Below are 19,681 nucleotides of genomic sequence, written 5' to 3' on the forward strand. Positions count from 1 at the left end.
CCGCCGCCCGGCCATTGCCGGGGACGGGGCCCACTGCGGGAGCGTGCCGGGCACGCTCCGCTCGCCTACTTCACCGGCGCCATCTTGTCGACGATGCCCGGATGGTCACCGATCCACTTCTCGACGCCCTTGTTCTCGTTGCCCTTGCCGGCGTCCTGGATGTCCTTCTCCAGGCTGCCGAGCTCCTCGGCGTCCATCTTCCAGTTCTTCAGCCAGCCGGCGAACTCCGGGAACTTCTTCGGGAAGCTCTTGTTGCCGAGCGTCTTGATCTGGTTGTTGGCGCCCCAGGTGCCCTTGGGGTCCGCGAGCTTGGTGAGCTTGTACTTGCTGTAGGCCCAGTGCGGCGACCACAGCACCACGGCGATGGGCTCCTTCTTGTGGTACGCCCGGTCCAGCTCCGTCAGCATGGCGCTGGTGCCGGCCGAGGTGACGTCGAAGTCCTTCAGGCCGTACGCCGGGGCGACGGTGTCCTTCAGGCGCTTCATCTCGCCGGTGCCGGGCTCGATCCCGATGATCTTGCCGCCGAACTCGTCCTTGTGCTTGCGCAGATCGTCGAGGGTCTTGACACCCTTGACGTAGGACGGGACCGCGATCTCCAGCGAGGTCTTGTCGTACCAGGGCCCGACGTCGACGAGATCCTTCTTGTACTTGTCCCAGTACTGTTTCTGCGCCACCGGGAGCCAGCCGTCGGTCTCCACATCGACCTGGCCCGTGGACAGCCCGGTCCACATCGGCCCGACGTCGAGGTTACGGATGTTCGGCCGGTAGCCGCGCTTTTCCAGGACGTTCTTCCACAGGTACGTGGTGGCGATGCCCTCGTCCCACGCGGGGTAGCCGATGTTCGGGGCCTTGCCCGCGTCCTTGCCCTTGGCGTAGGAGGCGTCCGCGGACGGCGCGACCTTGTCGACCAGGCCGGGGTGCTTCTTGAGCCAGGTGCGCACACCGTCCTGCTCATGGCCGTCACCGGCGCTCTTGATGTCGTTCTCAAGGCTGGTGAGCTGCTTCTCGTCCAGATGGAAGTTCTTCATCCACTTGGCGACCTGGGGCTCGTCCTTGGCGAAGCCCTTGCGGCCCAGCAGATGCAGGCTGTCTCCGGAGCCGAAGGAGCCCTTGGGGTCCTTGAGCTTGGTGAGCTTGTACTTGTCGTACGCCCAGTGCGGCGACCACAGCGTGACCGCGATCGGCTTCTTGGCGTGCATCGAGCGGTCCAGCTCGCTGAGCATCGACGCGGTGCTGGACTCCTGGACCTTGTACTCGCCGCCCAGGCCGTAGTCCTTGAGGACCTTGTCCTTGAGGATCTTCATCTCGCCGGCGCCCGGCTCGATACCGGTGATCTTGCCGCCGAACTGGCCGCCCTTGCCCTTGAGGTCGTCGAGGGACTTGATGTCCTTCATGTACGACGGGACCGCGATCTCCAGCGAGGTCTTGTCGTACCAGGCCCCGAGGTCCTCCAGCTTGTCCTTGTACTTCTTCCAGTACGAGGCGTGGGTGGTCGGCAGCCAGGCGTTGGTCTGGACGTCGATGTCACCGCGGGCCTGCCCGGCGAACAGCGGACCGGCCTCCAGCGCCTGGACCTTGGGCTTGTAGCCCCGCTCCTCCAGGATCTCCTTCCAGAGGTAGGTGGTGGCCTTGCCCTCGTCCCAGTTGACGTAACCGAGGCTGATCGGCCGGCCGTTGCCGCCGCCGGACTTGCCGTGGGACTGGCCGAAGTAGCTCATCCCGCCGGCGAGCAGCGCGAGCACCACCACACCGACCATCGCCACGGAGGTGGCGGGCCGCCACTGCAGGAACTTCATCCCGCCCAGCGCCGCCTGCGCCTTGGCCAGCGCACGCCGGCCGAGCGGGGAGACCCGCTGGTTGAGCGCGCCGGTCATCCGGTCCAGGTACATGGCGAGGATGACGACCGCGAGGCCGGCCTCGGCGCCCAGCGCCACATCGACTGAGCTGATCGCGTTGTAGACCGACGAGCCGAGACCGCCGCCGCCGACCATGCCGGCGATGACGACCATGGACAGCGCCAGCATGATGACCTGGTTGATACCGGCCATGATCGTGGGCAGCGCCAGCGGCAGCTGCACCCGGAAGAGCGTGCGCCGCGGGTGGGTGCCGAACGCCTCGGCCGCCTCGACCAGTTCCTCGTCGACCTGCCGGATGCCGAGCTCGGTCATCCGGACCGCGGGCGGCATGGAGAAGACGATGGTGGCGACGATGCCGGGCACGACGCCCAGGCCGAAGAAGAGGATGCCGGGGATGAGGTAGACCATCGCCGGCATCGTCTGCATCAGGTCCAGGACCGGGCGCAGCGCCCCGCCGACGACCCGGCTGCGGGCCGCCCAGATACCGAGCGGCACGGCGATCACGACGGTGATCAGACAGGCCACCAGCACCAGGGAGAGCGACTCGATGGTCGGGCCCCACTGCTCGACCGACTCGATCAGCGCGAAGCCGAGGAAGGTCAGCAGCGCGGCCGGCAGACCGCGCAGCCACCAGGCGAGCACCGCGAGGATGCCGGCCAGCAGCAGCGGTTGCGGCCCGGACAGGACCGTGTGAATGACGTCGTAGAGGCCGTTCAGCACCTTCGTGATGAGGGTGAAGAGCCAGTCGAGGTGGTCGCGCAGCCAGTTGACCGCGTGCTCGGCCCAGCTGCCTATCGGGATCCTAGGCATCGGCGCTCACCTCCTCCTCGGGCGCGTCGTCCCCGGGCGCGGCCGGGGAGTCCTCCGCCGCCGTGCCCGTGGCGGGCTGCTTGTCGAGCCGCGCCGCCGTGGCGGGCGCGCCCGTGTCCTGGGAGGGGATGCCGGAGGCCGGCTCCCGGTCCGCGCTGTCGCCGAGGACGGCGAGCAGCCGCTCGGCCGGTACGGCGCCGGCCAGTTCACCGTTCGCATCGGTCACGGCGACCGGAACGGTGCTGGTCGAGCAGGGGGCGAACAGCTCGGCGAGCGGGGTGTCGATACCGACCGTCGCGGGCGCGGCGGCCCGGAACTCCGCGGCGGTGCGAAGCGTCCGGCCGTCGGGGGCCGTAGCACCCAATACGGTGCCGACCTCGGCCATCACCGCGCCGGCGGTGAGCACCCGGCTGCGGTCGACGTCCTGGATGAAGGACGCCACATAGTCGTTGGCGGGCCGCAGGAGGATGTCCTCGGCGCTGCCGATCTGCACGATCCGGCCGTCGCGCATCACCGCGATCCGGTCGCCGAGGCGCATCGCCTCGTTGAGGTCGTGGGTGATGAAGACGATGGTCTTCTTCAGGGTCTTCTGCAGCTCCAGCAGCTGGTCCTGCATGTCCCGCCGGATCAGCGGGTCGAGGGCGCTGAAGGACTCGTCCATCAACAGGAGATCGGCGTCGGTGGCCAGCGCCCGGGCCAGGCCCACGCGCTGCTGCATACCGCCGGAGAGCTCGTCGGGCCAGGACTTCTCCCAGCCCTTGAGCCCGGTGAGTTCCAGCGCCTCGGTGGCGCGCCTGGTGCGCTCCGCGCGCGGTACGCCCTGCACGTCGAGGCCGTAGGCGGCGTTCTCCAGCACACTGCGGTGCGGGAAGAGCGCGAAGTGCTGGAAGACCATGGAGATCTTCTCGGAGCGGACCTTGCGCAGCTCCTTGTCGCTGAGCGACGTGAGGTCCTGGCCGTCGAACCGTACGGTTCCCGCGGTGGGCTCCAACAGCCCGTTGAGGGTGCGCAGCAGCGTGGACTTGCCGGATCCGGACAGGCCCATGACGACGAAGATCTGGCCCTCGTCCACCTCGATCGAGGCGTCGATCACCGCCGCTGTGGTGCCTTCGTCCCGCAGTTCCTCGCGGCCGGCACCGTCCCGGAGCCTGCGGACCGCTTCCTCGGGTCTTCTGCCGAACACTTTGTACAGGTGCTCGGCTTGCAGCCTGGCCACATATGCCTCTCTTGTCGCATGAGAAACGACCTGTCACCCCCATGGACAGGTCGTGGAGCGACACGGGGTCGGCCCGCCTTTACCGGTGGAATACTTGAATCCGCTACCGGTTTAGCTCCGCGTGCGCGCCTGCCCGCCTTTATCTGTCCCAAACACGGCGGTGTTTTAGATCACATCTGTGTGGCGTATGGGGCATACGGCATCATGCGGGATGTGACTCGACGCCTGATGCTCCTCGACACCGCCTCGCTCTACTTCCGCGCCTATTTCGGGGTACCGGAATCGGTCAGGGCCCCGGACGGCACTCCCGTGAACGCGGTCCGCGGACTGCTGGACTTCATCGCCCGACTCGTCCAGGACCACCACCCCGATGACCTGGTCGCCTGCATGGACTTCGACTGGCGCCCGCAGTGGCGGGTCGATCTGATCCCCTCGTACAAGGCGCACCGGGTCGCCGAGGAGGCCCCCGCCGGGTCCGCGGAGCCCGACGAGGAGGAGATCCCCGACACCCTCTCGCCGCAGGTCCCGGTCATCGAGGACGTCCTGGACGCCCTGGGCATCGCCCGTATCGGAGCGGCCGGCTACGAGGCCGACGACGTCATCGGCACCCTGACTGCCCAGGCGAAGGGCCCGGTGGACATCGTCACCGGCGACCGCGACCTCTTCCAGCTCGTCGACGACCGGCGCGGTATCCGCATCCTGTATCCGCTCAAGGGCGTCGGCACCCTGCAGCTCACGGACGAGGCGCTGCTGCGCGCGAAGTACGGCGTGGACGGCCCCGGTTACGCCGATCTGGCGCTGCTGCGCGGCGACCCCAGCGACGGCCTGCCCGGCGTACCGGGCATCGGCGAGAAGACCGCCGCCAAGCTGCTGGACGCCTACGGAGACCTGGCGGGCATCCTGGCCGCCGCCGCCGACCCGTCCTCGAAGGTGACCCCCGCCCAGCGCACCCGGCTGCTGGAGGCCGGCCCGTACCTGGCGGTCGCCCCGAAGGTCGTGAAGGTGGCCACCGACGTGCCCGTCCCCGCCGTCGACCACAGCCTCCCGGCCGAACCGGCCGACCCCGAGCGGCTGGAGGCGCTCGCCGCACAGTGGGGTCTGGGCGGGGCGCTGCAGCGGCTGCTCGTCACACTTCGCCGGTAACCTGTTAGGTTAGGTAAACCTAACCATCACGCGTCAGGGGAGACCGCCGTGGCTGCAGAGCGTCCGTCCCGCAAGAAGCCCACCGTGCACCGCGCCCGGGTCCAGCGCACGGAGCGGCTCACCCCGCACATGGTTCGCGTGGTGCTGGGGGGTGAGGAGCCGGCGGAGTTCACCGCGGGCGAGTTCTCCGACCACTACATCAAGCTGCTCTTCCCGGTGCCCGGCGTGCAGTACCCCGAGCCGTTCGACATCGCGCAGATCCGCGCCGACTTCCCGCGCGACCGGTGGCCCAGGACCCGTACGTACACCGTCCGCGCCTGGGATGCCGGCAGCCGTGAACTGACCGTGGATTTCGTGGTGCACGGCGACGAGGGCCTGGCCGGGCCGTGGGCGGCCGCGGCCCAGCCGGGCGACGAGATCCTGTTCCTCGGTCCCGGCGGCGCCTACGTCCCGGACGGCGACGCCGACTGGCATCTCCTGGCGGGCGACGAGAGCGCCCTGCCGGCCATCGCGGCCTCGCTCGCCCGGATGCCCTCGGGGGTGCCGGTGCACGCCTTCATCGAGGTGGCGGGCCCGCAGGAGCGCCAGGAGCTGGCCGCCCCGGCGAGCGCCGAGATCCACTGGCTGTACCGCGGCGACGCCCCCGTCGGCCGCGAACTGGTCGCGGCCGTCAGTGAGTTGGAGTTCCCGGCCGGTGCGGTCCAGGCGTTCGTGCACGGCGAGGCCGGCTTCGTGAAGGAGCTGCGCCGGCTGCTCCGCGTCGAGCGGAACGTCCCCCGCGAGGCACTGTCCATCTCCGGCTACTGGCGCGCCGGCCATGACGAGGACGGCTGGCAGGCTTCCAAGCGGGACTGGAACCAGCAGGTCGAGGCCGAGCAGGAGTCCCCGGCGGCCACAGCCTCCTGAACCATGGGGCGGCAGCCCCGCTACGACGTGGCCCCCGCGGGCGCAGGTGTGGGCCAATTGCTCATCCATGGGCCCGGAGCAACTCGACGTTGGCTCCGGGCCTTTGGCGTGCCGTTCCTGACTCGTGGCGCGGCCATCCGGACTGTGGCGCGGCCATCCGGGACCGTGGCGCGGCCATCCGGGACCGTGACGCGGCCATCCGGGACTGTGGCGCAGCCATCCCTCCTGCCCATCGCCGCCCGTATCGCCACCACCAGGTCGCCGCCCCTCACCGCCCCCCCCACTCCCCCCTCCGACAACATCCCCTTCCTTGACAACAAAGATTTTCGGTCACATTCTGGTGGGGTGATCGATGTAGCAGTGATCGACGATCCGGCCGCCGCCGGTGTCTCGCTCGATCCGGTGCGGGCCCGGCTGCTGGCCGTGCTCGCCGTGCCGGGTTCGGCGACGACGCTGGCCGCGCAGGTCGGCCTGTCCCGGCAGAAGGTCAACTACCACCTGCGAGCCCTGGAGCGGCACGGCCTGGTCGAGCTGGTCGAGGAGCGCCGCAAGGGCAATGTGACGGAGCGGATCGTGCAGGCGACGGCCGCGTCCTATGTGATCTCCCCCGCCGCGCTGGCCGCGGTCGCACCCGACCCCGGCCGGGCGCCGGACCAGCTCTCCGCCCGCTGGCTGCTGGCCCTCGCGGCCCGGCTGGTACGCGAGGTGGGCGAGCTCATCGCGCGCTCGACGAAGGCGCGGCAACGGCTGGCGACCTTCGCCGTCGACGGTGAGATCCGGTTCGCCTCGGCCGCCGACCGGGCCGCCTTCGCCGAGGAGCTCGGCGCGACCGTGCACCACCTCGTCGCGAAGTACCACGACGAAAGCGCGGCGGGCGGTCGCAAGCACCGGCTGATCGTCGCCCTGCACCCCAGCATCACCCGCGACGCCGACGAGCCCGCACCGGCCCCGGCGCACGGGCCCACCGCACCGACCGAGGAGTAGCCATGCCCAGAGAGTTCGAGATCCGCCGGGAGGTCGTGCTGCCGGCCGCCCCCGAAGACGTCTTCGCGGCCGTCACCACCGGTACGGGGGCGTGGATGTTCCCCAAGGAGAAGGTCGCCGCCGTCGGGGGCAGCGACGCCGAGGACGACGCGGTCACCGTCTGGGAGCCGCCGCACCGCTTCGAGGTCCGGATGGACGGCGAGGACGGCTGGTTCAACGCGCTGGAGTACGTCATCGAGGCCCGCGACGGCGGCACCGCCGTACTGCGGTACGTCCACAGCGGCGTGCTGAGCGACGACGACTGGGACGGCCAGTACGACGGCGCCTCCCTGCACACGGACTTCTATCTGCACACCCTCGGCCAGTACCTGACGTACTTCACCGGCCGCCAGGCCGCCTTCGCCGACATCCAGGGACCGGCGGCCTCGCTCACCCCCGACGGGTTCGAGCGGCTGCTGCACGCCCTCGGCGTCGCCGCCACCACGGCGGTGGGCGACCGGCTGCGCCTCGAACTGCCGGGCACGGCCCCGCTGGACGCGGTCGTCGACTACCGCACCGAGCACTTCCTCGGCCTGCGCACCGACGGCGGGCTGTACCGCTTCTTCGGGCGCAACGCCTTCAAGGCGCCGGTCGGCCTCACGCTCCATCTGTTCGCCGGCGACACCGACGCCGAGAAGGCCGGCCGGGCCTGGCAGAGCTGGCTGGACGGGGTGTACACGGCGGGCGCCGCGAGCTGACCGTCCGCACTGGGCGGCTCAGTCGTGGTGGAAGACCTCCCGCATCGGTGTCCACCACTCCCCCGGCACGGCTCCCCGGGTCTGTTCCTGGCACGGTTCGGTGAGCCGCCACCATCGCCGGGTCACGGGGTCGGCGGCCATCGCGGCCATATCGGCGTCGTAGTCGTCCCCGACGTACTCGGCGTACGAGAACAGCAGATCGCCCTCCAGGAAGATCGAGTAGTTGCGGAGGTGGCACGCGGTGAGCGTGGCCAGTACCTCCGGCCAGACCTCCGCATGCAGCCGCAGGTACTCCGCACGATGTTCCGGGCGCAGCCTGATGAGCTTTCCGAAGCGCCGCACCGGGGCGGCACCCTCGTCGCTTGGCATAGTCATGGCGGCATCCTTGTCCCACCGCTCCGGCCGTCACACCCGGCCGACCGCACGCGGTGCCGTTGACTCGCCGCGGTGCCAAAGCATGGAAAAACGGTGCCGCGCCCCCTCCAGGACGGGGCGCGGCACCGCTGCATGGCCCGGAACGGGCGGGCCGTGCCCCTCAGCCCACCGACGAATACGCCACCACGCCGCGCAGTACCGCGTCCATGGCGCGGCGGGCCGTGCGCGCCACCGTGCCCTCGGGCGGGGCCGCCGCCGCGATCTGACCGAGTACGTCGATCAGCTGCTTGCACCAGCGGACGAAGTCACCGGCGGGCATCTCCGCGTCACGGAGCACCTCGTCGAGCCCGAAGCCGGAGGCCCAGCGGTAGGCGGCCCAGGCGAAGCCGAGGTCCGGTTCGCGCTGGCCGACGCCCTCCGCCTGGTTGATCCGGTGGTCCTCCTCCAGGGCGTCCAGCCGGCCCCAGATACGGACCATCTCGCCCAGGGCTTCCCGGGCCTGGCCGGCCGGCAGCTTGGGCGCCACCGCATCGTCCGCCTGGCGCGCCTCGTACACCAGCGCCGAGGCACAGGCCGCCAGCTCCGCCGGGCCCAGCCCCTCCCAGACGCCCTCGCGCAGACACTCGCTCGCCAGCAGATCCAGTTCGCCGTAGAGCCGGGCGAGGCGGCGGCCCTCGTCGGTGACGCTGTCCCCTTCGAGGTAGTCCAGCTCGGTCAGCAGGGCGCAGATCCGGTCGAAGGTGCGGGCGATGGTGTTCGTCCGGCCCTCGATGCGGCGCTCCAACTGGCGGGTGTCGCGCAGCAGTCGGTGGTAGCGCTCCGCCCAGCGGGCGTGGTCCTCGCGCTCGTCGCAGCCATGGCAGGGGTGCGCGCGCAGGGCCGTACGCAGTCGGGTGATCTCCCGGTCGTCGGCCGCCGCCGACCGGGGCTTGCGATGCCGCGACGGGACGAGATGGCCGGCCTTCGTGCGCAGCGCGGACGCCAGATCGCGGCGCGACTGCGGACTGCGGGCGTTGAAGGACTTGGGGATGCGCATCCGGTCCAGCGCCTCGACCGGCACCGGGAAGTCGATCGAGGCCAGCCGCTTGACCTGCCGCTCGGCGGTCAGCACCAGCGGCCGCGGGCCGTCCTGCGCATCGAAGCCGCGGTGGCCGTTCGTCCGCCCCGAGGGCATCCCGGGGTCGAGGACCAGCGCCAGACCCGCGAACTTGCCGGTGGGCACATGGATGACATCACCGGGCTTCAGCTTCTCCAGCGCCGCCGCGGCCGCCACCCGCCGCTGGGCCGCGCCCTGCCGGGCCAGCTCCGTCTCACGGTCCTTCAGCTCCCGCCGCAGCCGGGAGTATTCCTCGAAGTCGCCGAGGTGGCAGGTCATCGAGCCGCGGTAGCCCGCCAGCCCCTCTTCGTTCTTCTGCACCTGCCGCGAGATGCCGACCACCGACTTGTCGGCCTGGAACTGCGCGAAGGACATCTCCAGCAGCTCCCGCGAACGGTGGTGGCCGAACTGCGAGACGAGGTTGACCGCCATGTTGTACGACGGCTTGAAGGAGGACCGCAGCGGATAGGTACGCGTCCCGGCGAGCCCGGCGACCGCCCCCGGATCCATCCCCCGCTGCCACAGCACGACCGCATGGCCCTCGATGTCGATGCCGCGGCGCCCGGCCCGGCCGGTCAGCTGGGTGTACTCGCCGGGGGTGATGTCGGCGTGCTGCTCGCCGTTCCACTTCACCAGCTTTTCCAACACCACCGACCGCGCGGGCATGTTGATGCCCAGCGCCAGCGTCTCGGTGGCGAAGACGGCCTTCACCAGCCCCTTGACGAACAGCTCCTCGACGACCTCCTTGAACGTCGGCAGCATGCCGGCGTGATGCGCCGCGATGCCCCGCTCCAGGCCCTCCAACCACTCGAAGTAGCCCAGCACATGGAGGTCGTCGTCCGCGATCCCGGCCGTCCGCGCCTCGACTATGCGGCGGACCTGCTCACGGCCCTCCTGGTCGTTGAGGCGCAGGCCCGAATACAGGCACTGCTGGACGGCCGCCTCGCAGCCGGCCCGGCTGAAGATGAAGGTGATCGCGGGCAGCAGGCCCTCGTTGTCGAGGCGGTCGATGACCTCGGGCCGGCTCGGCGTCCAGATCCGGGAACGCTGCCGCCGCTCGCGCTCGCGGTCCGCCTCGCGCATGGTGCGGCCCCGGCGCTTGTCCCGGCCGAACGTCGGCCGGGAGTTCTCCATCCGGGCCAGCCGCTCCAGATCGGGGTTGACCTCGCGGCGCCCGCCGCTTTGTCCGTCCCGCTCCTCGAACAGGTCATATATCCGGCGGCCGGCGAGGACGTGCTGCCACAGCGGCACCGGGCGGTGCTCGGAGACGATCACCTCGGTGTCGCCGCGGACCGTATCCAGCCAGTCGCCGAACTCCTCGGCGTTGGAGACCGTCGCCGACAGTGACACCAGCGTCACCGACTCGGGAAGATGGATGATCACCTCTTCCCAGACGGCGCCCCGGAAGCGGTCGGAGAGGTAGTGCACCTCGTCCATGACCACATAGCCGAGGCCCACCAGCGACTGCGAGCCGGCATAGAGCATGTTCCGCAGCACCTCGGTGGTCATCACGACCACCGGGGCTTCGGAGTTGACGCTGTTGTCGCCGGTCAGCAGACCGACCTTGCCGGCGCCGTAACGCCTGACCAGATCCTGGTACTTCTGGTTGGACAGCGCCTTGATGGGCGTGGTGTAGAAGCATTTGCGGCCCTGCTCCAGGGCCAGGTGGACGGCGAATTCGCCGACGATCGTCTTGCCGGATCCAGTGGGGGCCGCGACCAGCACGCCCTTGCCGGCCTCCAGCGCCTGGCACGCCTCGACCTGGAACGGGTCCAGGCCGAAGTCGTACATCTCTCGGAAAGGGGCGAGTGCGGTGGCCTGCTCGGCCGCCCGGAGCTTGGCGGCGGCATAGCGCTCAGCAGGGGACATGTCCTCGGTCATCGTGTCTACGAGCCTACCGGCCACCTCTGACAACGACGCGATCTTTATGTCGGCCCTTTACCGAGCGGGCGCCTGGTACGCCGCCCCGGCGGCCGTCCCGTACGGCGCGGCCGACCGCCGGCGCGCGAACGGCCCCCGGCGCACTGCGCACGGGGGCCGCAAGGGACCCGGCCGGGTCACCCCGAATCCCGCCATGTCACGTCATGTCACGACCCGTCACACCAGGTCACTCGCGTCAGGTCACATCGTCGTAGCCGCCGGGGCGCCGCGGCCCGTCGTCGGACCGGTCGCCGCCGGCCTGCTCGGGCAGCATCCGCCCGGAGGAGACCGACTCGATCTCCTCGAGCGAGGACGGCGTCAGGTCCAGCTCCGAGGCCTCGTCATCGTCCAGGTCGGCGTCCGGGTTGCCCAGCTTGCGGCGGCGGTCGTTGAACAGGCAGATGCCGGCAGCACCGAAGTACAGCACCACGATCGGCGCGGCCAGCAGACTCATGGTCAGCGGGTCACCGGTCGGGGTGGCGATGGCCGAGAAGATCGTGATGCCCAGCACCATGAACCGCCACCAGCTCAGAATCCGGCGGCCGGTGACCACACCGCCGAAGTTGAGCAGCACCAGGAGCAGCGGCAGTTCGAAGGCCAGGCCGAAGACCACGACCATGCGCGTGACGATGTCGAAGAACTCGTCGGCCGGGAACAGGTTCGCCCAGTCGTCGGGGGTCAGCCCGACCAGGGCGCCCGCGGTGGTCGGCAGCACCGCGTAGGCGAGGTAGGCACCGCCGAGGAAGAGCGGTACGCCGGCGGCGACGAAGCTCAGCGCGTACTTCTTCTCGTGCCTGTGCAGACCCGGCGCGAGGAAGGCCCAGAGCTGGTAGAGCCAGATCGGGCTGGCGCCGACGACACCCACCGTGAGGGACAGCTTGAGCAGGATGGTGAAGGGGGCCAGCAGACCGTTGGCGACGACCTGCGCACACGGATGGGTGCGCGGTCCGCCGGTCGCGGTACCGCCGGGGCAGCCGACCGAAGCGATGACCGGCCCGGTGATGAAGTGGGCGATCGCGTCGTACTGCCACATCGCCACAGCGGTGATCACACCGACGGCGAGCACCGATTTCAGCAACCGGTTGCGCAGCTCACGCAGATGCGCCGCGAGCGGCATCCGCCCCTCGGGGTCCTTCTCCTGCTTGCGGGCAGACTTGGGCAACCCACGTCCTCGTCTCGTGCATCAGCCGTCGCCGGCCGGACCGGCCGGCGGGATCGGTTCGGGTCAGCTCTGCTTGGTGGTGTGCTGCGGCTCGGCCACGGGGCGCGAGCTGTTCACATCACCGGGAGCCGCCTGGATGGTACGAGGAGCCTGCTGGGCACCGTCGGAAGCCTCGGACGTGCCGGAGGCCGCACCGCCCTCGGTCTCGCTCTCCTTCTTCATCGCCTTGGCTTCGCTCTTGAGGATGCGGGCCGACTTGCCGAGCGAACGCGCCATGTCCGGAAGCTTCTTCGCGCCGAACAGCAGCACAATAACGACGAGGATCAGAATGATCTCGGAGGGCCTCAGGTTGCTGAGCATGTGCGACTACCTTCTCGCCGGGGCGGCGTCTGCTGTGGTGCCTGCCGATAGGGGTCGGACTGGCGTCCTGGTGCTCACTCGATCGTAACGTTCGGTGGTGAACGCCGGGCAATGCCCGTGCGTCCTCCCGATTGCCTCGACCGCCGCTCTGTACGCACCGCGCCTCAGGGTACCCCTCCGGCCTTCCGGGCAGCAGACCACTGCCGCCCGCGGCAACGACTCCCTGCCCGCCCCGCCGGTCAGTCCCGGCCGGTCCCGGACATCCGGGAGGCGAGCGGCGTCGCCGCCCGCTCCAGGTCGTCGGCGGCCCGCTGGATCTGCTCGGAGGCCGCACCGACCTGACGAGCCAGCCGCCGCACCTCCGCGAAGACGCGGACGGCCAGGACGCCGAGCACGGCGATCCCGGCGAAGCCGAGGGCGATTGCGATCATGGGCCAGAGCATGGGACGAGCCTATCGGTCAGCCCGTGTGCAGCCGCAGCGTGCGGACCCCGCCGCCGGTGAGCAGCTCGATGATCCGCTCGCCGGCCGGTTTGCGCACCGCGCGCCGGCAGTCGGGGCAGGTGAAGGAGTAGAAGGTGGTACGGCTGCTGGCGCCGATCGCCAGCCGGAAGGCGTCCGAGGCGAGCTCGAAGCAGCCCCGGCAGTCCGGGCAGGCCGCCTTGAAGAGCACCGGAGCGGCCCGGCCCGCCAGGCCGACGGTCGCCTTCGTGGTCCTCACCATCCCTGCCTCCTCCTTCTCCCCGCGGTGGCCGCGGGGCTCACTCGCCGTATGCCGCGAGTGCCTGGTCGGCGGCCTGCCGTGCGCTGTCCGCGAGCGCCTGCGGCGCGACGATCCGACCGTCCCCGCCCAGCCGCAGCGCCAGCCGCCGCAGCGAGGCCGGGTCGGGGGTGCGCAGGGTGATCCGCAGACCGCCGTCGGGCAGCTCCTCGGCGCTGTCGTGCGGGTAGTACTCGGCGACCCAGCGGCCGCCGGGCCCGACCTCGATGCACACCTCGGGGTCCTCGGCCGCGGGCTGCACCAGGCCCTCCGACAGATCACGCAGCTCGACCGGCGGCGGATCGGCCGGCGCGTCCAGCAGCGTGATCTCGGCGACCCGGTCGAGCCGGAAGGTGCGCCGGGCCTCCGAGAGCCGGCACCACGCCTCCATATACGTATGGCCGACGGCGAACAGCCGGATCGGGTCGACCTCGCGCTCGGTCAGCTCGTCGCGCGCCGGGGAGTAGTAACGCAGCCACAGCCGGCGCCGCTCGGCGATGGCGCGGTCGACGTCGGCGAAGACCCCGCCCTCGGACTCGAAGGTCACCGAGAGCCGGGAGCTGGCGCCGGCCGCCTCACCGGCCGCCGCCTCCAGCTTGGCGGTGGCGCGCAGCAACGCCTGCCGGTCGCCCTCGCGCAGTCCGGGCAGGGTGGCCACCGCCCGGGCCGCGACCAGCAGCGCGGTCGCCTCGTCGGCGGCCAGCCGCAGCGGCTCGGCGACATCGTCGGGGTTGTGCCACCAGATGCGGTCGCCGTCGGTGTCGATGTCCAGGAGGTCGCCGCCGCGGAAGCTCGTCCCGCACATCGGCAGGACGTCGAGGTCGGCGATCAGCTCGTCCTCGGTGATGCCGAAGGCGCGGGCGACGTCCCCGACGCGGGCGCCGGGGCGCTCGCGCAGGTAGGTCACCAGGGACAGCATCCGGCGGGTCTGGTCGATCGCGTTCGTCGCCATGGGTCTCGTATCCCTCTCAGCCCTTGGCCACGGCACGCAGCCGGTCGATGACCTCGGCGCGCAGTTCCGCGGGTTCCAGTACGACCACGTCCGGCCCGAACTCCACGAGCCAGGCGTCGAGTCCATGGCCGCTGGGGATCTCCAGCTCGTCCCAGCCGTCGCCCAGCGCGCGGACGGTGAGCGCACGGGCCCGCAGCGGATAGCCGTGCTCCGCACGGAGCTTGATGCGGGCGGTGCCGGTGGCGGTCTCCCCGGCCCAGCTCTCGACGGTCTCGCGGACGGTGACGTGGTCGGGCACCGGCGCGGTGAACTTCCCTTGCCGGGAACGGACCTTGCCGGTGATCCGGGAGAGCCGGAAGACCCGCTCCGCCTTGCGGGCGCGGTCCCAGCCGGCGACGTACCAGTGGCCCCGCCAGCACTCCAGGATCCAGGGTTCGACCTGCCGCTGCTCGGGGTGGGCGGCCGTGGACTTGCGGTAGTCGAAGACGACCGGCCGGCGGTCCCGGCAGGCCAGCATCAGCGGCTCGAAGGCGGCCTCGTGGGCGGGGATCCGCGGCTCCAGCGCGCTGTGCGGCTGGGTGGCGTCGTAGTCCGCGCCCTCCCCGGCCAGCGGCATCCCGGCCGCGCGCAGCTTCTGCAGCGCACCGGAGGCGGCGCCGGCCAGCCGGGCCTGCTGCCAGATCTTCGCGGCCAGCCCGAGGGCGGCGGCCTCCTCGGCGTCCAGGGTGATCGGGGGCAGACGGTTGCTGTCCCGCCGGGCGAGATAGCCGACGTCGCCCTCGATGCCCTCGACGGTCTCGATGACCAGACCGAGCTCCCGCAGGTCGTCCTTGTCCCGCTCGAACATGCGGTTGAACGAGTCGTCGTTGCCGGCCTCGATATAGGCCTCGATGGACGACCTGAGCTCACGCTTGGTCAGCGGGCGTCGCGTCCCCAGCAGACACAGCGCCAGGTTCATCAACCGCTCGGCCTTGGCAATGGCCATCGACGCCCTTTCTCGTTGTCTTCCCGATCGTTGACCGTACCGCTCGCGATGCTCAGGGCAAAAGGCGGACGAGTAAGCCCTCGCTCCCTTCGTCCGCCCGCAGGGCAGAAGGGAGCGAGGGCTTACTCGTCCGAGGGCCCGTGCCATCGCGGCACGGGCCCTCGGATACGTCAGCCGTGGCCCCGCGGGGCGACCGGCAGCGGTCTCAGACGGAGACCAGGTCGCAGACGAAGATCAGCGTCTCGCCCGGAGCGATCACGCCGCCACCGGCGCCACGGTCGCCGTAGGCGAGGTGCGCGGGGATGGTCAGCCGGCGGCGGCCGCCGACCTTCATGCCCTGCACGCCCTTGTCCCAGCCGGCGATGACCTGGCCGGCGCCCAGCTGGAACTGCAGCGGCTTGCCGCGGTTCCAGCTCGCGTCGAACTCCTCGCCGGTGCTGAAGGACACACCGACGTAGTGGACGGAGACGGTGTCCCCGGCCTTGGCGACCGGCCCGTCGCCCTCCTTGAGGTCCACGATCTCGAGCTCGGTGGGAGCCGGGCCTTCAGGAAAGTCGATCTCGGGCTTGTCGATGCTCACGGATGTGCTCCTACTTACGAATCTTTACGATTACCGGGCCAGTCTTGCAGATCTTGCGGGCGCCGCCGTCAGACCGTGCCGACGATGTCGACCGAGAAGACCAGGGTGTTCTTGTCCAGCCCGCTCTGCGGCTGCCCGGCGTAGGCCAGCTTCGGCGGGATCACGATCTCGACCCGGTCACCGACGTGCTTGCCGACCAGCGCCTTGTCCCAGCCCTGGACGACCTGACCGGCGCCGATCTGGAACGCGGTCGCGCCACCGTGGTCCCAGGAGGAGTCGAACTTCTTGCCGTCCTCCCACTTCACACCGGTGTACTGCGCGATCAGCCCGTCGCCGGCCTTCACCTCGGGGCCCTTGCCCTTGATCAGGACCTGCTGCTTGAGGTCCTTGGGCGGCTGCTCCCCCTTGGGCACGGTGATCTTCGCGGCCTTCTCGTCCGCGGCCGTCACCTCGGGGATCCCGCTCTCCGGAGCCGCCTGCTTGCCCTCGGCCTTCGCCTTCTTGTCGAGCTTCTTCGCCCCGACGACATCGATGACCCACACCAGGCCGTCCCCCGGCTTGATGCCGAGCTGCGGGTTCAGACGGGGGCCGACCAGCTCCTTGGCGGTGCCCTCGACCTCGAAGCGGCTGCCGACCTTCTGCCCGGCGACCGCGGACAGCACCTTCGGCGGCAGCTGCTGCTGCTGAGCCTGATCGGTGACCTCGCTGACGATCTGGGCGCGCGGGCCACCGGGCTTGGCGCCGGGCTGCCGCATCCAGCTGCTGCCGAGGTTCTGGCCCTTCATCGACTGCGCCGAGTAGTCCAGCCGGACCAGATCACCCTTCTTGACGGTGGCGCCCTTGCCCTCGACGAGGGTCTTGGTGACGGCCTTGTCGGTCGGTTTGGCGCCCTTGGGCACCGTGATCTTGGGCTGCGCCCCTACCTTGCCGTCGACCTTGGCGACCGCGTCGCCCGCCGAGCCCTTGCCGTCGTCGGACCCGCAGGCGGCGGTGAACAGCAGGACGGGCACGGTCAGCGCTGCTGCGGCGGCGCGACAGGTGTTCTTCGTGAGGTTCATCAGTCCAACTCGGGCTCGTGGGGAATGGGCAATGCCCGCCACTCTACGACCTGTGCCGCCGGACGCTGCCCGGCACAACAAGGCAATGTGCCGGGAGCCGTACGGCCCCCGGCACACCTCCGCATTCCCCGCGGGTCACATTCCGGCGATCAGCTTTTCCACCCGGTCATCGACGGACCGGAACGGGTCCTTGCACAGGACCGTGCGCTGCGCCTGGTCATTGAGCTTGAGATGCACCCAGTCGACCGTGAAATCACGGCGCTGCTCCTGAGCACGGCGGATGAAGTCGCCGCGCAGCCGCGCACGGGTGGTCTGCGGGGGCACCGACTTGCCCTCGAAGATCTTCAGGTCATTGCAGATCCGCGCGGCCTGGCCCTTGCGCTCCAGGAGGTAGTAGAGCCCCCGGCGGCGGTGGATGTCGTGGTACGCGAGGTCTATCTGCGCCACCCGTGGGTGGGACATGGTGATGTTGTTCTTCGTGCGGTACCGCTCGATGAGCTGATGTTTCATCACCCAGTCGATCTCGGTCGAGATGCGGTCGAGCTCCTGGTCCCGGATCGCCTCCAGCGTCCGGCCCCACAGCTCCAGCACCTGCTCGACGAGGCCCGTACGGATGCCGCGGCGGTCGCAGAAATCCACGGCCTTGTCGTAGTACTCCTGCTGGACCTCCAGCGCCGAGGCCTCCCGCCCGCTGGCCAGCCGCACCTTGCGCTGCCCCGTGATGTCGTGGCTGACCTCGCGGATGGCCCGGATCGGGTTCTCCAGGGTCAGATCGCGCATGACCGTGCCCGCCTCGATCATGCGCAGGACGAGGTCGGTGGCACCGACCTTCAGCATCATGGTCGTCTCGGACATGTTGGAGTCGCCGACGATGACGTGCAGCCGCCGGTAGCGCTCGGCGTCCGCATGCGGTTCGTCGCGCGTATTGATGATCGGCCGGGATCGTGTGGTCGCCGAGGAGACGCCCTCCCAGATGTGCTCCGCGCGCTGGCTGACGCAGTAGACGGCGCCCCTGGGGGTCTGCAGCACCTTGCCCGCGCCGCACAGCAGCTGACGCGTGACCAGGAACGGAATGAGGATGTCCGCGAGCCGGGAGAACTCACCATGACGGGCGACGAGATAATTCTCGTGACATCCGTAGGAGTTACCCGCCGAATCGGTGTTGTTCTTGAACAGATAGACGTCGCCCGCGATTCCCTCCTCATGCAGGCGGCGCTCGGCGTCGACGAGCAGGCCTTCGAGAATGCGCTCGCCGGCCTTGTCGTGCGTGACCAGCTCGGTCACGTTGTCGCACTCGGGAGTTGCGTATTCCGGGTGCGAACCCACGTCCAAGTACAGGCGGGCGCCGTTCCGCAGGAAGACATTGCTGCTGCGGCCCCATGACACGACACGGCGGAAGAGGTAGCGCGCCACTTCGTCAGGCGACAGTCGGCGCTGTCCCCTGAACGTGCACGTGACGCCGTACTCGTTCTCCAGCCCGAAAATGCGGCGGTCCATGACTGAACATTACGCCTGACGGCCTGCTCTGAAACCGGGTTCGGCTGCCCCGTTTCGATCATTTTCCATCGTGCCCGCATCAGCCGTACGCTGCACGGGATCCCCGAGGAATCGCTTCGTCGACAAAAGGACCAGCAGCGCGGCGAGCCCGCCGGCACCGGCCACCGCGAAGCCCGCCACCGCGCCGCCCCGCTCGACCGCCGGCCCCACCACCGAGGCGCCCATCGCCGATCCGACCCCGAACGTCGTCACCAGCCACGAAAACGCCTCCGTCACGGTGCCCTTGGGGGCATGCCGGTCCACGACCACGAACGCACAGGCCAGCGCCGGTGCCAGAAACACCCCGGCGACCCCGGTCAGCACCGTCATCCCGACGACGCCCGGGACCAGCACCAGCGGGAGATACCCCAGCGCCAGCAGTCCGATCAGCAGCCGCAGCCGCCCCTCCGGCCGCCCCGGCCACTGGCGGGCGCCGTAGACCACCCCGCCGACCAGCGCACCGGCGCCCAGCGCGGAGAGCAGCCAGCTGGAGATCATCCCGCCGCCGTGCTCATCGGCGTACGCGACCGCCGCCACCGCGATCGACCCCAGCGCCAGCCCCACGAAGAAGAACGACCCGATCAGCACCCGCAGCCCCGCCGAGCGCAGCGCCCCCAGCCAGTGCGCCTCGCGCGGGGCGCTGCGCCACTTCCGGGACGGCTCCGAGACCACGACGGAGAGCGCCCCGAGCACCCCGATCAGGTTGATCACCAGCAGTGCGGCCCGCTCCGACCAGACCGCCACGCACAGCGTCACCAGCAACGGGCCCACCGCGAACATGACTTCCTGCGCGACCGCGTCCAGCGCGTAGGCGGCATGCACCCGGTCCGCGCGCCGCAGGACGCCGGGCCACAGTGCCCGCAGACCGCCCTCCAGGGGCGGGGTGAAGAAACCGGCGATCACCATGGCGGCATAGGCCAGCCACAGCACATCCAGGCCGACGACCGTGAGCAGCGACGCACCGAGCGCCGAGAGGACCGAGGCGGGCAGCATCACCCGCGGCTGGCCCCAGAGGTCCACGGCCCGGCCGAGGAGCGGCTGGCCGAGGGCGGTGCACAGGCCGTAGACCGCGGAGAGCGCGCCGGCCAGGGCGTAGCTGCCGCCCTCGGCCCGCACGAAGAGGACCACGGCCAGCGCCGCGGTGGCATTCGGCAGCCGGCCGGCCAGCGTCCCCGCCAGGAGCCGGGCCGCGTGCCGGGTTCTGAGCAGCTCCGCATATCCCTCGGCCATCCCCGCCCCTTTCCGC

The 19,681-nt window shown here is 70.4% G+C and carries 18 protein-coding genes; 4 read left to right on the forward strand and 14 right to left on the reverse strand.

The window, feature by feature from the left end; all coding sequences use genetic code 11:
• Positions 1-65: 65 nt before the first annotated feature.
• The gene (locus BKA18_RS06705) at positions 66-2,666 is read right to left on the reverse strand and encodes an ABC transporter permease/substrate binding protein (protein WP_366045349.1); all 2,601 of its coding nucleotides are present in this window, start codon (positions 2,664-2,666) and stop codon (positions 66-68) included.
• Positions 2,659-3,882 carry a quaternary amine ABC transporter ATP-binding protein gene (locus tag BKA18_RS06710; RefSeq protein WP_366045350.1) on the reverse strand — a complete coding sequence of 408 codons (1,224 nt, stop codon included), beginning with the start codon at positions 3,880-3,882 and terminating at the stop codon, positions 2,659-2,661. The genes BKA18_RS06705 and BKA18_RS06710 overlap by 8 nt, the downstream gene beginning before the upstream one ends.
• Before the next feature lie 228 nt (positions 3,883-4,110).
• On the opposite strand from BKA18_RS06710, the gene BKA18_RS06715 reads away from it, so the two are divergent.
• The 4 genes from BKA18_RS06715 to BKA18_RS06730 all read left to right on the forward strand — a co-directional run bounded on the left by BKA18_RS06715 (position 4,111) and on the right by BKA18_RS06730 (position 7,652).
• A complete protein-coding gene (locus BKA18_RS06715) occupies positions 4,111-5,025 on the forward strand; it encodes a 5'-3' exonuclease (RefSeq protein ID WP_366045398.1) in 915 nt (304 codons plus the stop codon).
• Positions 5,026-5,073: 48 nt separating this feature from the next.
• A complete protein-coding gene (locus BKA18_RS06720) occupies positions 5,074-5,931 on the forward strand; it encodes a siderophore-interacting protein (RefSeq protein ID WP_366045351.1) in 858 nt (285 codons plus the stop codon).
• 345 nt (positions 5,932-6,276) lie between these two features.
• Positions 6,277-6,915 (forward strand): ArsR/SmtB family transcription factor, encoded by a 639-nt coding sequence (locus BKA18_RS06725; protein ID WP_366045352.1) that lies wholly within the window; start codon positions 6,277-6,279, stop codon positions 6,913-6,915.
• Between the two features lie 2 nt (positions 6,916-6,917).
• Positions 6,918-7,652: an SRPBCC family protein gene (locus BKA18_RS06730; protein WP_366045353.1), complete on the forward strand. Its 735-nt coding sequence runs from the start codon at positions 6,918-6,920 to the stop codon at positions 7,650-7,652.
• A gap of 18 nt (positions 7,653-7,670) precedes the next feature.
• On the opposite strand, the gene BKA18_RS06735 is transcribed toward BKA18_RS06730, so the two are convergent.
• From BKA18_RS06735 to BKA18_RS06790, 12 genes are all read right to left on the reverse strand, one after another.
• Entirely contained in the window at positions 7,671-8,027 is a 357-nt protein-coding gene (locus tag BKA18_RS06735; protein ID WP_366045354.1) for an L-rhamnose mutarotase, read from the reverse strand.
• Between the two features lie 160 nt (positions 8,028-8,187).
• Positions 8,188-11,004 carry a DEAD/DEAH box helicase gene (locus tag BKA18_RS06740; RefSeq protein WP_366045355.1) on the reverse strand — a complete coding sequence of 939 codons (2,817 nt, stop codon included), beginning with the start codon at positions 11,002-11,004 and terminating at the stop codon, positions 8,188-8,190.
• 235 nt (positions 11,005-11,239) lie between these two features.
• Complete coding sequence (gene tatC / locus BKA18_RS06745) at positions 11,240-12,205, reverse strand: twin-arginine translocase subunit TatC (protein ID WP_366045356.1); 966 nt, start codon at positions 12,203-12,205, stop codon at positions 11,240-11,242.
• 63 nt (positions 12,206-12,268) lie between these two features.
• Positions 12,269-12,565, reverse strand: a complete 297-nt coding sequence (gene tatA / locus BKA18_RS06750; RefSeq protein ID WP_366045357.1) for a Sec-independent protein translocase subunit TatA — start codon at positions 12,563-12,565, stop codon at positions 12,269-12,271.
• A gap of 239 nt (positions 12,566-12,804) precedes the next feature.
• Positions 12,805-13,008, reverse strand: a complete 204-nt coding sequence (locus BKA18_RS06755) for a hypothetical protein (protein WP_006607607.1) — start codon at positions 13,006-13,008, stop codon at positions 12,805-12,807.
• 16 nt (positions 13,009-13,024) lie between these two features.
• Positions 13,025-13,288, reverse strand: a complete 264-nt coding sequence (locus tag BKA18_RS06760) for a hypothetical protein (RefSeq protein WP_006607608.1) — start codon at positions 13,286-13,288, stop codon at positions 13,025-13,027.
• 37 nt (positions 13,289-13,325) lie between these two features.
• Entirely contained in the window at positions 13,326-14,276 is a 951-nt protein-coding gene (locus BKA18_RS06765; protein WP_006607609.1) for a helix-turn-helix transcriptional regulator, read from the reverse strand.
• 16 nt (positions 14,277-14,292) lie between these two features.
• Positions 14,293-15,261, reverse strand: a complete 969-nt coding sequence (locus BKA18_RS06770; protein ID WP_366045358.1) for a helix-turn-helix transcriptional regulator — start codon at positions 15,259-15,261, stop codon at positions 14,293-14,295.
• 205 nt (positions 15,262-15,466) lie between these two features.
• On the reverse strand, positions 15,467-15,841 hold the full coding sequence (locus BKA18_RS06775; RefSeq protein ID WP_006607611.1) for an FKBP-type peptidyl-prolyl cis-trans isomerase: 375 nt from the start codon (positions 15,839-15,841) through the stop codon (positions 15,467-15,469).
• A gap of 68 nt (positions 15,842-15,909) precedes the next feature.
• On the reverse strand, positions 15,910-16,899 hold the full coding sequence (locus BKA18_RS06780) for an FKBP-type peptidyl-prolyl cis-trans isomerase (RefSeq protein ID WP_366045359.1): 990 nt from the start codon (positions 16,897-16,899) through the stop codon (positions 15,910-15,912).
• Between the two features lie 135 nt (positions 16,900-17,034).
• Entirely contained in the window at positions 17,035-18,396 is a 1,362-nt protein-coding gene (pafA, locus tag BKA18_RS06785) for a Pup--protein ligase (RefSeq protein ID WP_006607613.1), read from the reverse strand.
• A gap of 9 nt (positions 18,397-18,405) precedes the next feature.
• Positions 18,406-19,665, reverse strand: a complete 1,260-nt coding sequence (locus BKA18_RS06790) for an MFS transporter (protein ID WP_366045360.1) — start codon at positions 19,663-19,665, stop codon at positions 18,406-18,408.
• Positions 19,666-19,681 lie beyond the last annotated feature (16 nt).

The organism is Streptomyces auratus, assembly GCF_050433025.1.
GTDB lineage: Bacteria > Actinomycetota > Actinomycetes > Streptomycetales > Streptomycetaceae > Streptomyces > Streptomyces sioyaensis.

What these genes read in the sequence shown, in the direction of transcription:
- BKA18_RS06705 (WP_366045349.1), bottom strand. Translation starts at nt 2,666, where the DNA reads ATGCCTAGGATCCCGATAGGCAGCTGGGCCGAGCACGCGGTCAACTGG.
- BKA18_RS06715 (WP_366045398.1), top strand. Translation starts at nt 4,111, where the DNA reads ATGCTCCTCGACACCGCCTCGCTCTACTTCCGCGCCTATTTCGGGGTA.
- BKA18_RS06730 (WP_366045353.1), top strand. Translation starts at nt 6,918, where the DNA reads ATGCCCAGAGAGTTCGAGATCCGCCGGGAGGTCGTGCTGCCGGCCGCC.
- BKA18_RS06735 (WP_366045354.1), bottom strand. Translation starts at nt 8,027, where the DNA reads ATGACTATGCCAAGCGACGAGGGTGCCGCCCCGGTGCGGCGCTTCGGA.
- BKA18_RS06740 (WP_366045355.1), bottom strand. Translation starts at nt 11,004, where the DNA reads ATGACCGAGGACATGTCCCCTGCTGAGCGCTATGCCGCCGCCAAGCTC.
- tatA (WP_366045357.1), bottom strand. Translation starts at nt 12,565, where the DNA reads ATGCTCAGCAACCTGAGGCCCTCCGAGATCATTCTGATCCTCGTCGTT.
- BKA18_RS06755 (WP_006607607.1), bottom strand. Translation starts at nt 13,008, where the DNA reads ATGCTCTGGCCCATGATCGCAATCGCCCTCGGCTTCGCCGGGATCGCC.
- BKA18_RS06760 (WP_006607608.1), bottom strand. Translation starts at nt 13,288, where the DNA reads ATGGTGAGGACCACGAAGGCGACCGTCGGCCTGGCGGGCCGGGCCGCT.
- BKA18_RS06765 (WP_006607609.1), bottom strand. Translation starts at nt 14,276, where the DNA reads ATGGCGACGAACGCGATCGACCAGACCCGCCGGATGCTGTCCCTGGTG.
- BKA18_RS06770 (WP_366045358.1), bottom strand. Translation starts at nt 15,261, where the DNA reads ATGGCCATTGCCAAGGCCGAGCGGTTGATGAACCTGGCGCTGTGTCTG.
- BKA18_RS06780 (WP_366045359.1), bottom strand. Translation starts at nt 16,899, where the DNA reads ATGAACCTCACGAAGAACACCTGTCGCGCCGCCGCAGCAGCGCTGACC.
- pafA (WP_006607613.1), bottom strand. Translation starts at nt 18,396, where the DNA reads ATGGACCGCCGCATTTTCGGGCTGGAGAACGAGTACGGCGTCACGTGC.
- BKA18_RS06790 (WP_366045360.1), bottom strand. Translation starts at nt 19,665, where the DNA reads ATGGCCGAGGGATATGCGGAGCTGCTCAGAACCCGGCACGCGGCCCGG.